The organism is Rhodococcus sp. JG-3 (assembly GCF_000482405.1).
Lineage (GTDB): Bacteria > Actinomycetota > Actinomycetes > Mycobacteriales > Mycobacteriaceae > Rhodococcoides > Rhodococcoides fascians.
In genome coordinates, this window is the sequence record NZ_KI519398.1 from 22,868 (window position 1) to 35,476 (window position 12,609).

The 12,609-nt window shown below is 63.5% G+C and carries 14 protein-coding genes and 1 riboswitch; of the genes, 7 read left to right on the forward strand and 7 right to left on the reverse strand.

All coding sequences use genetic code 11. The annotated features are described in order from the left end of the window. Positions 1 to 4: 4 nt before the first annotated feature. Positions 5 to 1,912 (forward strand): HNH endonuclease signature motif containing protein, encoded by a 1,908-nt coding sequence (locus tag K414_RS28060; RefSeq protein WP_081701508.1) that lies wholly within the window; start codon positions 5 to 7, stop codon positions 1,910 to 1,912. Between the two features lie 314 nt (positions 1,913 to 2,226). Beyond that, positions 2,227 to 2,445 (forward strand): hypothetical protein, encoded by a 219-nt coding sequence (locus K414_RS29505; RefSeq protein WP_230597364.1) that lies wholly within the window; start codon positions 2,227 to 2,229, stop codon positions 2,443 to 2,445. Between the two features lie 62 nt (positions 2,446 to 2,507). Here the strand turns inward: K414_RS29505 and K414_RS0101185 are convergent, their stop codons facing one another. The 4 genes from K414_RS0101185 to K414_RS0101200 all read right to left on the reverse strand — a co-directional run bounded on the left by K414_RS0101185 (position 2,508) and on the right by K414_RS0101200 (position 5,823). Further along, the gene (locus tag K414_RS0101185) at positions 2,508 to 3,032 is read right to left on the reverse strand and encodes a GNAT family N-acetyltransferase (protein WP_048316460.1); all 525 of its coding nucleotides are present in this window, start codon (positions 3,030 to 3,032) and stop codon (positions 2,508 to 2,510) included. Positions 3,033 to 3,100: 68 nt separating this feature from the next. Continuing rightward, the gene (locus K414_RS0101190) at positions 3,101 to 4,075 is read right to left on the reverse strand and encodes an ABC transporter substrate-binding protein (RefSeq protein ID WP_027494270.1); all 975 of its coding nucleotides are present in this window, start codon (positions 4,073 to 4,075) and stop codon (positions 3,101 to 3,103) included. A gap of 42 nt (positions 4,076 to 4,117) precedes the next feature. Next, positions 4,118 to 4,915 carry an amino acid ABC transporter ATP-binding protein gene (locus K414_RS0101195; protein WP_027494271.1) on the reverse strand — a complete coding sequence of 266 codons (798 nt, stop codon included), beginning with the start codon at positions 4,913 to 4,915 and terminating at the stop codon, positions 4,118 to 4,120. Then, positions 4,912 to 5,823 (reverse strand): amino acid ABC transporter permease, encoded by a 912-nt coding sequence (locus K414_RS0101200; RefSeq protein WP_202595087.1) that lies wholly within the window; start codon positions 5,821 to 5,823, stop codon positions 4,912 to 4,914. Before K414_RS0101200 ends, K414_RS0101195 begins: the two co-directional genes overlap by 4 nt. A gap of 162 nt (positions 5,824 to 5,985) precedes the next feature. Further along, positions 5,986 to 6,079: riboswitch (SAM riboswitch) on the reverse strand. A 234-nt stretch (positions 6,080 to 6,313) separates the two neighbouring features. Here K414_RS0101200 and K414_RS28065 point away from each other — a divergent pair. The 5 genes from K414_RS28065 (at position 6,314) to K414_RS0101225 (ending at position 10,348) form a co-directional block, all read left to right on the forward strand. Beyond that, complete coding sequence (locus K414_RS28065; RefSeq protein ID WP_051364874.1) at positions 6,314 to 7,513, forward strand: hypothetical protein; 1,200 nt, start codon at positions 6,314 to 6,316, stop codon at positions 7,511 to 7,513. Positions 7,514 to 7,555: 42 nt separating this feature from the next. Then, positions 7,556 to 7,957, forward strand: a complete 402-nt coding sequence (locus tag K414_RS0101210) for a hypothetical protein (protein ID WP_027494273.1) — start codon at positions 7,556 to 7,558, stop codon at positions 7,955 to 7,957. A 169-nt stretch (positions 7,958 to 8,126) separates the two neighbouring features. Beyond that, complete coding sequence (locus tag K414_RS0101215) at positions 8,127 to 8,426, forward strand: WhiB family transcriptional regulator (protein ID WP_027494274.1); 300 nt, start codon at positions 8,127 to 8,129, stop codon at positions 8,424 to 8,426. Positions 8,427 to 8,459: 33 nt separating this feature from the next. Continuing rightward, a complete protein-coding gene (locus K414_RS0101220; RefSeq protein WP_045840622.1) occupies positions 8,460 to 9,275 on the forward strand; it encodes an HAD-IIA family hydrolase in 816 nt (271 codons plus the stop codon). Continuing rightward, complete coding sequence (locus K414_RS0101225) at positions 9,275 to 10,348, forward strand: isochorismate synthase (RefSeq protein ID WP_027494276.1); 1,074 nt, start codon at positions 9,275 to 9,277, stop codon at positions 10,346 to 10,348. The genes K414_RS0101220 and K414_RS0101225 overlap by 1 nt, the downstream gene beginning before the upstream one ends. A gap of 5 nt (positions 10,349 to 10,353) precedes the next feature. Here the strand turns inward: K414_RS0101225 and K414_RS0101230 are convergent, their stop codons facing one another. Genes K414_RS0101230 through K414_RS0101240 form a run of 3 tightly spaced genes read right to left on the reverse strand, consistent with a single transcriptional unit; the run spans position 10,354 to position 12,563 of the window. After that, positions 10,354 to 11,577: an O-succinylhomoserine sulfhydrylase gene (locus K414_RS0101230; protein ID WP_027494277.1), complete on the reverse strand. Its 1,224-nt coding sequence runs from the start codon at positions 11,575 to 11,577 to the stop codon at positions 10,354 to 10,356. After that, positions 11,574 to 11,987, reverse strand: coding sequence for a rhodanese-like domain-containing protein (locus tag K414_RS0101235; RefSeq protein WP_027494278.1), 414 nt, complete (start codon positions 11,985 to 11,987; stop codon positions 11,574 to 11,576). Before K414_RS0101235 ends, K414_RS0101230 begins: the two co-directional genes overlap by 4 nt. Before the next feature lie 48 nt (positions 11,988 to 12,035). Beyond that, positions 12,036 to 12,563, reverse strand: coding sequence for a hypothetical protein (locus K414_RS0101240; protein WP_027494279.1), 528 nt, complete (start codon positions 12,561 to 12,563; stop codon positions 12,036 to 12,038). Positions 12,564 to 12,609 lie beyond the last annotated feature (46 nt).

Sequence of the window (12,609 nt, forward strand, 5' to 3'; positions counted from 1 at the left end):
GTTCATGCTTTCGGGGGACGGCGGATCAGGGGTGGACGGCATCGAAACGGTGCCGCCTGCCCCCGTCGTGTCCGACCCCGACTTGGCTGGGTTGGTCGAGGCGGTGGAGTCGGCGGTCGCCGAGTTGGCGGGGCAGGCGTCGGTGTCGTGGTCGAATGCCGACCGGCGTGCGGTGATCCAACGCATGGAAACTGTGTCGCGGTCTGTGACGGCGTATTCGCACACCTGGCTCAACGAGCTGATCGCGCAGCACGGCCTCGATGTCTATCCGGGGTCGGTGCCGTGTTCGGTGGCGTGGATGCTGCGGATCACCCCACGTGCGGCCGGGGCGCGGGTGCGTCTGGCCGCGGAGTTGGGTGATCGCACCGCATTGTCCGGCGAAATGCTGCCTCCCTTGTTACCGCGCACCGCTGCTGCGGTGCGGGCAGGGTTGCTCGATGCCCAGCATGTGCAGATGATCCGTGAATTCTTCCGACACCTACCGTCGAGTGTCGATCCGCAGACCCGCGATCGCGCCGAACAGCAGTTGGTCGGTCTCGCCTCGACCCGACGGCCCGACGACTTCGCACCACTGGTCGCGCACCTGGACTCGATCCTCGACCCCGACGGCGACTTCGACGAGAACGAAGACGAAGACAAGAACGCAAAGCCGAGGCCACGGAAACGGGATGCGTTCTTCTACCTCGGTGAGCAGGGGTCCGACGGAATGTCCGAAGGAAAGTTCTGCGTCGACTCCGAACTACGGGCCTACCTCGAAGCCCTGTTCTCGAAAGCCGCGAAGCCGGGAGTGAACAATCCTGCCGACCCGACATCGATCGTCCACGAGGATGAGACCACCGGCGACGAGGACGGCGGCGGGGACGGCGGCGGGGACAGGGGCGACGGCGGGGACGGCAGTACGGCTACGCCAAAGCCCGGGCCGATGCCCGACGAGGCAGGATCGAGCGATGCTCGATCGCATGACGAATACCTGTGGGATGGGACCGACGACAACGGTGCCAACTTCTACGGTCACGACGACCGCAGTGGAGAAAACCGCAGTGGCGAAGACCGCGGTGAGGGTGAATGCACCGACAGCAGCGATTGTGGTTGCGGCACAACGCCACACAGCACGCCCGACACCAACGACACCAACGACACCAACGACACCAACGACGATGCCGGCTCCGACAGCACTGCTGAACCCGGCGGCCACGCCGACGCCGACGCATCGGACACCGCTGCTCGCGACGCTGCCGCCGCGCGGGATCGACGCACCCAGAACGAACGCCGTCACGACGCCCTGAAGATGGCACTGAGGCACACCCTCGCCTCCGGGACCCTCGGCACCCACCGCGGGCTGCCCGTCACCGCCATCGTCACCATGAGTTCGAAAGACCTCGAATCAGGTTGCGGATACGCCATGACCGCCACCGGATCCCGCGTCTCGATCCGCGACGCCATCCGCATGGCCTCGCACGCCCACCACTACCTCACCATCTTCGACGACAACGGCAGAGCCCTCTACCTCGGACGATCCAAACGCATCGCCTCCGCCGACCAACGCATCGTCCTCATCGCCCGCGACCGCGGCTGCAGCTTCCCCTCCTGCACCCGCCCCGCAACCTGGTGCCAGTCACATCACCTCGACGACTGGGTCGAGGGCGGACCCACCGACATCGACTCCCTCACCTTCGGTTGCGACATGCACCACGCACTCATCGGCACCGGACCCGGAAAGTGGGCCACCACCAAAACCACAGCACGACACAGATACCCGGGCCGCACCCTGTGGCACCCACCCACCGGAATGGACCCCACACGCCGCGGGCTGATCAACCACGCACACCACCCCGAAGAAGTCCTCTACCCACCCGACCACCACAACGACACAGGCGACACCGGAGACGAAGAACCACGACAACCCGCATGACTACCCACACCACCACGGCACAGCTCTGCCATCACAGAGCCTCGTCTCCCACACAGCCGGCCATCGACACAGCCCCGCCTCCGGCAGGATTGCAACGCTGACACACGAATCCCCCATTGCGTCGACCCACAGTTGCGCTCGACACGACCAGGGGGTTCCATCGATACAACCATCACAGGAGGAGTACGAGCGCATGGCGTACGACGAGCTTCTTGCGGACCGCATCCGCGACGCTCTCTGGGACCAGGAGAGTCTGCGTGAGCAGAAGATGTTCGGCGGTCTGGCGTTCATGGTGCGAGACAGAATGGTGGTGTGTGTCGGCACCCAAAAACCGTGCCTTGCTTGTTCGTGTGGACGGGGTACGCGAACCCGAATACCTCCAGCTCGATGGGGCCCACCATGCCGTCATGGGCAAGGGGCGGTCGATGGGTGAAGGCTGGATCACCGTCGATGCAGAAGCGCTGACGAGCGAACAGGCACTGCAGTTCTGGGTCGGTGCAGCTCTGGAACACCACGCCGACACGTCGGGCTGACAAACATTGCTCGGCGACACCGCAGCCCACTCGGGCCGTAGTCGGGCATCACTGAACCGGGCTCATTCGAGACTCTTCTCGAAGGGGTGCGATCCGACTGTTCTGGACGGCAGACTTCGGTCGTAGAGCGGGGTGTATCCAGCTGCCAGGTACAGCGCAACGGCCTCGGGCTGATTCCAGCCGGTCGTCAGGTAGACCCTGCGATACCCGCGATCACGTGCGCTGCGTTCCAGCTCGGCCACGACGAGTCTGCCGAATCCCCTGCCGCGGTGCTCTTTCGATGTCCAAATACGTTTCAGCTCTGCGGTTTCCGAGTCGTATTTCCGGTACGCACCTCCGGCGACAGGAACGCCATCGGCCAAGGCAATTACCAACACACCACCCGGCGGTGCGAACTCCCGGGCGGGATAGGACTTCAGTTCCTCGTATTGGACACCGGGGCTCCGGCCGTACCGGGACGAATATTCGATCGCCAGTTCTTGCAGCAGGGGCGTCGCCAGCCGATCGTGCTGATCGACCTCGACGAAGTCCACGCGTCCTGGACCCGTGTCACCAGTGCGAATGTTGACATCGAACGTCGCGCTCATGTGCTTCCTGTCTCGATTAACTGTCGACCAGATCAGCTTCCCGGCCGACGTCAACTCTGCTCAGTTGTCTAACCTTCCTTGCGGGGTAGCCCGGGCGGGTTGATGACGGACTCGGTCACTGCCTCGGACTGCAGGCCCCAACGATCGATCACCTTCTGATAGCTGCCGTCCTCGATGGCGTGGTTCACTGCGTCCTGCACGGCGTCGATGAGCCCATTGTCCTTCTTGGTCAGTACTGCTATTTCACCCTGCAGCGCATCTCCGGCACCCGAGAACGTGCCGATGATCTTGGTTTCACCACCGGTTGCCGCGTGATAAACCGCGGACGGATTGGGTCCCAGGTACCCGTCGATACGGCCTGACCCGAGCGCCAGGTAGTAATCAGAGGTGTTCTGGTAATAAGCGATCTCGGCTGGAGCCAGACCCTCGGCTACGTTCTGCTCGTTCCAGTCGACCAGCAACTGCTCTTGGTTGGTACCGGAGCCGACACCGATCTTCTTGCCTGCGATGTCCTGACGCTTCTCGACTGTCCAATCGGTGTCCTTCTGCGCCTCGAAAGCGAGGTTGTCCAGTCGATAGGTCGCGAAGTCGTACTTTTCCTTGCGCTCCTCGGTGACGGTGACATTGGAGATGAACACGTCGTTCTCGCCGGAGTCGATCTTCACGAAGTTCTGCGACCAATCTGCGACCTGAAGATCGACGTCGAGACCGAGAATGTCGGCGATCAGGTACGAGAAGTCCACCTCGGACCCCACGATGGTGGTGTCGTCGGTCGCGTAGAAACGCAGCGGTGGCGCGGTACCGCCCGCCCCGGTGACGATCAGGGTGCCGCGATCGCGAATCGCTTGCGGCACTTCCGCTGCGATGTCGTCGACCTTCTGGGCGCGAACGCGGTCGGCCTGCTCGGGTGAAAGATCGAACGATCCGCCGTCCTCGGTGACGACCTGAGATTCGGCAGTGGGCTCGCTGCATGCTGTCGCAGTGAGTGCCAGGACAGCGAATGCCGACGCTACTACCGCGAGCCTACGAGATGATCCGGACATGACTTTCCCCGTTCGTGGGTGCAGGTGAAGCATGAGTGAGAGCTAGAGAACGTGAGCGAGGAACGACTTGGTGCGTTCCTCCTGGGGTGAATCGAGAAGCTCTGCAGGAGAGCCTTGTTCGACGATGACGCCGCCATCCATGAAGACGACGGTGTCGGCGATCTCGCGGGCGAACCCGACCTCGTGCGTGACGATCACCAGGGTGGCACCATCGCGTGCCAGGCCGCGGATGACCTCGAGAACCTCTCCCACCAATTCGGGGTCGAGCGCTGACGTCGGCTCGTCGAACAGAATGACAGTGGGACGCAGGGCAAGTGCACGCGCGATGGCGACCCGCTGCTGTTGTCCGCCGGAGAGTCGTCGCGGATAATCATGGGCTTTCGCGTGCACCCCGACTCGTTCGAGGAGAGCCAGCGCCTCGGGTTCGACGTCGGAACGCGTGCGCTTCTGCGCAGAGATCGGGGCTTCGATGACATTCTCGAGGACCGTCAGGTGAGGAAACAGATTGAAGTTCTGAAACACGAAACCGATCTGGGAACGCTGCCGCAGAATCTCCTTGTTGCTGAGTTCGTGCAGTTTGTTGCCTTTGCGCCGATATCCCACCAGATCACCGTCGATCCGGACGGTGCCCTGATCCACCTTCTCCAGATGGTTCAGAGCGCGCAGCAGGGTCGACTTGCCCGAACCCGAGGGGCCGAGAATCGCGGTCACCTCACCGGGACGTACGAGGAGGTCGACGCCTTTGAGCACCTCGAGCCCGCCGTAGGACTTGTGGACGCCGCGCACCTCGACCGCGTATCTCGTTGCGGCAGTGGATGTGGAGGCATCGAGAGTGGTCATCGGGTTGCCCCTCTCGGCGCGAAGGTGACGTTGGAGAGCTTGTGGCGAATCTGCTGGATCGGCGTCAGCGGAATGGTGCGTACCGCGCCCTTGGCGTAGTGCCGCTCGACGTAGAACTGCACGATCGACAGCACCGACGTCAGAATGATGTACCAGACGGTCGCGACCATGAGCAGAGGAACCACGCGCCCGTTGCGTCCGTATATGACCTGCACCTGATAGAACAATTCGGCGATAGCCATCACCGACACGATCGACGTGCCTTTGAACAGACTGATCACCTCGTTGGCCGCGTTGGGGAGAATCCCTCGCATCGCCTGCGGCAGAACGATCTTGAAGAACTCCCGCCTCTTCGGAATCCCCAGCGCTGCTGCAGCTTCGAGTTGCCCCTGGTCCACCGAGATGATGCCGGCCCGAACGATCTCGGCGGAGTAGGCCGCTTGGTGCAGGGCCAGCCCGATGATGGCCGCCGTCGACCCACTGATGACGTTGTTGACGTCGAACTGAAAGAAGCTGGGACCGAACGGAATTCCCAACGACAGAGTCTGGTACAGGTACGCAACATTAAACCAGAACAGAAGCTGCACGATCAACGGGATGGAACGGAAGGCCCAGATGTAGAACCAGGAAATAACCTGCAGCACAGGATTGTCGGACAGCCGGGCCACCGCCAGGCCGATACCGATGGCGAAACCGATCAGCGTTCCCCAGAAGGTGAGCTGGATGGTCAACCACAGCGCCGACATCACCGATGCTGCAGTGAAGTACTGCGCGAAGGTGCCCCAATCCCAGCCGGGGTTGGTGACGAAGCCGTGCAGGAACTGACCGACCACGATCAGCGTTGCGGCCGCGATCACCCAGCGCCACGGGTGCCACGTGCGTGCAACGACGAGTTGTTCGTCGGGAATGTCGTCCGTCGTGTCCACAACGGGACGAGAGTCGAGTTGAGTCACCGGAACCGCCGGGTCGGATGGGCAGCGATCATCGCTGGGTTGCCTTTCGAAGATTTCGTGCTGTGAGTACGCCGATCGGTCAAGCGTGCGTACAGATACAGATGTTCATCGGTCGTGCCTCCATCGGTCCTGGCGGTAGCACCCACACGCCGTAGGGCGGGGTTGCTGCGACGTCATCGAGCCAAGGTCTCTCGGTCGCTCTGGATGGTGACAGGAACGTACAGAACAATCTATCGAAAAGTCAAGTGCACGTGCGCATTCGGTTACAATCACTATGATTTCAACCCTTGCCACCGACGATGTTAGCCGAGTGTCAGCTGAATATGCCCCGGCATCGGGCCGCCGGATGCGACGCGGGCCGTTGGATGTGAAGAGCAGGTCGTCGGCCGGAACCGGGAGTTGCGCACTACTCACGAGCCACTCGATCACCGATTAGGCTTGTCGTGTGCGACTCGACATACGACGCGGTGGAGTGTGGATCGACGCCGTGGTCGTCGCTGCGATCGTCACCGTAGGCTGTGTGGCAGCCGGAATCACCCATGCTTCGCAACCCGAGGTCGAGGGCATACCGGGTTGTGACGTCGTAGTTCCCGCCGGCGAGACGTTCTCCTTTTTCACCGGTTCCTACCCAGGTAAGTACGACAACCCCGACTACCCGTGGCTGACGGCCGAGAAGGCGTCGGCGATGTCGGAGTCCCTGGTTCGCTCCTTGCCCGCAGACGTCGAAGTGCAGTTCGCTTCCCCCTCGAATTCACTGGTGTTCCAACCGATGCAGATCTACTCCAAGAATGCCGAACTGTCGGGCGGCGTAACCGTCGAGGACCTCAGTGGGGACAGCACGGCATCCGGGGTTGTCGATCGTGCAGGAGTCGCTGCACCACTTCGGGTCTCGGCAGAGGCGTGGGACGATGCGATTCCGCCGTGTACCGAGGGATCGGTAGACGAACGAACCACGCTGCCCGACGGCACTGTCGTCGATATGCTCGATGCGGTGTCCGAGTGCGACGGGGTATCGACGCATCGACGCACAGCGACCGCATACTTCCCGGACACCACCGTCCACGCACGGACTTCGACCGAAGGAGCCGAGGCCGAACTCCCCCTCGAGGCCGACGAGCTCCGCGACATCGTCTCGAATCCCGAACTGCGGGTGAGCGCACGCGTCCCCGAAGGTACGAAACCAGCGCGAGCCGACTGTGGATCATCGCGCGAGTCCCCCGTTCCCCCACTCCCACGCGATGTGGTCGAGCGCATCGGATCGGCACTCCAGACGCAGTGGGAAACCACGTTTCCGAACACGTCCACCGATGTTGCTGTGGGCGACCTGATGCCAGGTCGCTCGGGAAGCGGAAGCACCTGCACTGCAGTCGTTCTCACCACCTCGCGCGGCACCGCACAGCTGAACGTCGAGATATCCCTCGAGGACAACAAGGATTGGCCCGAAAATCCGGACGTGGTGCGCAGTGTTCTGCCCGACGGCACCGTGGTGACCCGCAGGTCCGACATGCGCACGATAGGGACGGAACCGACCGAGTGGCTCAGTGTGCTCAGGCCGTCGAACACACTGGTGCAGTTTCGTTTCGACGACACGATCGCAGTCGGTTCACTGGTCGAGCTCGCAACCGCCCCCGGGTTGGATCTGTAGAGGGTCGACGAACTCCACCACCCTCGTGCGAGAATTCGACCCATGCACGTGTGGAAAGCCAGGATCGGTGACGATGGCTTTCGAAAAACGCCGCGCTATCGGCAGCTGAACGCAGCGAGTGTCGTCTTTCTCGGTTCGCTGGTCGTGATCGGCACGTTCCAGGCGGCCGACACGTCCGATTCGATACGCCTGGCCGTCCACAGCGCCATCCTCATTGCGGTCGCAGCCGCAATTCTGCACGCACTCAGGCGAACTGATCGAAAGCCGACGTGGCTTCTTCCCCGTACGACACTGATTCTGTTCGGTCTCGGCAGTCTCGTGTGTGTCGTCGCAGGCGACTATCTCCCTGCTGTGGTCGCCGCGATCCAGGCTGTGGTCCTTCCGCTGTTCATGCTGGACGACCGAGTGAACGCCCTCTATCGGTACACCCCCGACGTGTCCTGAACCGCGACCTCGAATCACCCTGATTCCAACCCTTGCCTCGCGCCCTCGACGCGGCGAGAGTTCCTGGCGAATGGCCTTGTGCGGGAGCAGTCTCGCGCAGCGTCGACGAAAGGAATGGGTCGCCACGATGCCGAACGAATCTGCCCCGTCGAAGAACACCGCAATCGCCATGATCGAACGCAGGATTTCCTCGTCCACCGCCGAATCCTGGGACTGGCAGCTCGACGCACTGTGCCGGGGTCAGGACTCGGAGATCTTCTTCTCCCCCTCGGGTGAGGGGCGAACGGCGCGTCGCCAACGCGAGGATCGCGCCAAGCAGGTGTGCGCCGGCTGCGGAGTGCTCGACGCCTGCAAGCGGTTCGCGTTGGCAGCCAACGAACCGTTCGGAGTGTGGGGCGGCATGACGGCCCGCGAACGGCTGGTGCATCGGGCCAACTCGCGACGCGACCACGAGCGGCGGGCAAGTTAGGCCGCGACCAGAAGATGGTCCGCAGGTCGCCGGATGGTCCACAATGGAGGGGTGACCGATATCGAGAAGCCCCTGCCGTGGACGTACCTGATGGACATGGACGGAGTTCTGGTCCACGAGGATCACCTGATCCCCGGTGCCGACACGTTCCTCGCCGAGCTGCAGGCCAACGAGATCCCGTTCATCGTGTTGACGAACAATTCGATCCGCACCCCACGTGACCTGCGCGCACGTCTCGCATTCACCGGCTTGGACATTCCGGAGAAGTCGATCTGGACCTCGGCTCTCGCCACCGCCACCTTCCTCGGCAATCAGCGGCCCGGCGGTAGCGCCTATGTCGTCGGCGAGTCGGGTCTGACCACCGCCCTGCACGACATCGGTTACACCCTCACCGACTCCAGCCCCGACTACGTGGTGCTCGGGGAGACCCGAACGTACTCGTTCGAGGCCATCACCACCGCCATTCGTCTCGTCGAGAAGGGTTCACGCTTCATCGCCACCAACCCCGACGCGACCGGTCCGTCGCGCGAGGGTTCGCTGCCCGCGACCGGTTCGGTCGCCGCACTCATCACCAAGGCGACGGGCAAGGAGCCGTACTACGTGGGCAAGCCCAACGCGTTGATGATGCGTTCGGCTCTACGCGCCATCGGCGGGCATTCCGAAAACACGCTGATGATCGGCGACCGGATGGACACCGACGTACTGTCCGGCCTCGAAGCCGGATTGCAGACCATTCTGGTGTTGACCGGCATTTCGACCGTACAGTCCGTCGAGCAGTACCCGTACCGTCCGACGAAAGTGCTCGATTCCGTCGCAGACCTGGTGGGCCGCACACAGAACCCGTTCTGATGAAACTCCGATTCGTTCTGTCTCGGCAGGATCATCATGTCGTCGGCTTGGGAGTGCAGCAACAGTTTCCGGACGTCGCCGACGCAGTCGCGGCGGTACAGCAAGGCCGAAACGTCGTCGGGGTATTGCCTTTCGACATGTCCGACGCCACCGCGCTGATCGAGCCGGCGGAGTTCTACCGACGCGCCGGTGCGTGGGCGGTACCGGATGCTCAGCCGCCGCTGCCGTCCGTCACCGTCGTACGCCAGATCCCCGAACCGGGCGTCCACGTCGAACGGGTACGTGAGGTCGTGCGGCGTGTGAAAGCCGGTGCCGCCGAGAAGATCGTGCTCGCACGAGCGATCGAATTGGCCGCCGAGTCGCCCATTGATCCGTCAGCGGTGTTGAGCGCGTTGGTGACTCGCGATCCGATGGGAAACGGATTTCTCGCAGACCTCTCGCCCACAGACGAGCCCGGCAGACATCTCGTCGGCGCAAGCCCCGAACTGCTGGTGCGCAAACGCGGCAACGTCGTCAGCTGCCATCCCTTCGCCGGGACGGCCGCGCGATCCACCGACCCCGACGAGGACGCGCGTATCTCGGCGGCACTGGCGGCCAGCGCGAAAGACCAGGCCGAGCATCGCTTCGTCGTCGACGAGATCAAGGCAGCACTGGCTCCGTTCTGCGAGACACTGGATGTACCCGCGACACCTCAGCTGAGCAGCACTCCGCAGCTGTGGCACCTGTCCACGCCGATCGTCGGTACGTTGGCCGACCCGTCGACGTCCGCCCTCGACCTCGCATTGGCGCTGCATCCCACCGCTGCCGTCGCCGGTGTTCCCCGCGCCGCCGCCATGCGAGCGATCACCGAGATCGAGGGATCTCGCGGCTTCTATGCCGGTGCGCTCGGATGGACCGACGGCAGCGGGGACGGTGAATGGATGGTCGCGATCCGGTGCATCGAACTCACCGCCGACGGCCTGTCCGGTACCGCCACAGCCGGCGGCGGCATCGTCGCCGACTCGGACCCCGACGCCGAACTGGACGAAACCACGGCAAAGTTCAGAACGGTACTCAGCGTCTTCGAGAACTGACCCAGCTACTTCAACGCCTGGTCCAGATCCCCGATCAGGTCCTCGGTGTCTTCGAGACCGATGGAGATCCGCACGACGCCATCGGTGATGCCCACTGCGGCACGACCTTCCGGCCCCATCGCGCGGTGCGTGGTGGTGGCCGGATGGGTGATGAGCGTCTTGGAATCGCCGAGGTTGTTCGAGATGTCCACGATCTTCAGGCCGTCGAGCAACTCGAAAGCACGCTGCTTGCCTGCGCCCTCGGGGGCATCGAGCTCGAATGTGACGACCGTGCCGCCGCCCGACATCTGCGACGTCGCCAGCTCGTACTGCGGATGTGATGGCAGGAACGGGTATTTGACCCACCGCACCGCCGAATGCCCTTCGAGGAACTCGGCGATCTGCAGCGCGGAGTTCACCGAATGCCGTACGCGCACCGGCATCGTCTCCAAGCCCTTGAGCAGTGTCCAGGCGTTGAACGGACTCAGCGCCGGGCCGGTGTGCCGCATCAGCGTCTGCACCGGACCGTCGATGTACTCCTTCGATCCCAGGATCGCGCCGCCGAGCACCCGGCCCTGACCGTCGATGTGCTTGGTGCCGGAATACACCACCACGTCGGCACCGAGTTCCAGGCTGCGCTGCAGCAGAGGCGTCGCGAACACGTTGTCCAACACCACCGTTGCGCCGGCGGCGTGCGCCATCTCGGAGACGCGCCTGACGTCGACGAGCGACTGCATCGGATTGGACGGGGTCTCGAAGAACACCGCGGTCGTCGGTACCGACAGCGCCTGCTCCCACTGCTCGAGGTCCTCGCCGTCGACGAAGACGGTCTCGACGCCCCAGCGCGGAAGAATCTCGTTGCACACCACGAAGCACGAGCCGAAAAGGCTACGCGCAGCGACCAATCGGTCGCCGGCCTTCAACAATGCGCCGAGCGCGGTGAACACCGCGGACATTCCACTCGACGTGCCGAAGCATGCCTCGGCACCCTCGATCAGCCGCAACCGCTCCTCGAACATCTTGACCGTAGGGTTGCCGTAGCGCGAGTAGACGAAATGATCGATCTCACCGGTGAACGCCTGCTCTGCGGCACCGGCACTCTCGTACACGAAACCCGAAGAGAGATACAGCGCTTCGGCGTTCTCGTCGAACCCCGATCGCATCAGACCGCCGCGCACTCCCAGCGTTCCCTGACCCACGCCGTCGGGTAGCGGCTTCTGAAAACCCCCGCCTCTGGGAATGTTCGTCACGACTGCCTCCAGGGCAACCCGACCGCACGCCACCCCACGGCACCGCGGTGGCCATCGGCATCGGTTGCACCTTCGAAACCGTCGAGCACGTTGTAGGACGGGCCGATTCCCGCAGCCGTGGCGGCCTCGGCCGCACCGATGGATCGCTGGCCGGAGCGGCACAGGAACACGACCGGACGATCGCCGTCCACGCCTGCGGCTTTCAGCTCGTCGACGAAGTCGGCGTTGCGAGCACCGTCGGGGTAGCTCACCCACTCGATCAGGTGCGTCGGGCGATCGATGCCGGAGGTGTCGGGTACGCCGACGTACTGCCACTCGGCATGGGTTCGGACGTCGACGAGAACGGCATCGGGGTTGCTCTGCAACAACTCCCACGCCGCCTGGGGGGTTATGTCACCTGCGTAGGTCACTGGATCAGCCTTCCGTCACTTGCTGTTACGACATCACACGGGCCCGAATCACACATTGCACACCAACCAGGTGTCGTTCACCCGGACGAACTTCCATTTGTCGTCGGTCTGCGCTCCGGATTTCTCTTCCTTCAGCGGTACCGTGACTACGCCGCGGTCGCCGTTGACCTCGTACCCCGTGGGCACTCCGTCGATCGACGTCTCGCCGTTGCGATCCACTTCGCCTGCGCGGTCGGTGCGGTACTGGGCGTCGTCGCCGGGAATCAGGCGCTCGACCTGATCGGCGCACGTGTTCGCACGCAGCAGATCCGCGTCGCCGGTGTTCTGTGCTTCGAGGAAACCGTCGACGGCGTCGGTGAGCAACTGCGCCTGCGTCACGTTGTCCTCCGCGGGGGCGAACTTGGACGCCGCGAAGATGCCGACGAGCAGCACGACGACGATGCCCGCGGCAATGATGAACGGCCACGCGGTGGGCGGACGCTGCTCACCGGAGTCGGCAGCCGCCTGAGATGCGTTGTTGCGCGCTTCCTCACGACTGTCGACCCACTGCTGCCTACGTTCACTCCACGACGCCATGTAGGCAATCTTCCTCGATCCGACGGGTCTGCGTTCAGCTGGGTCC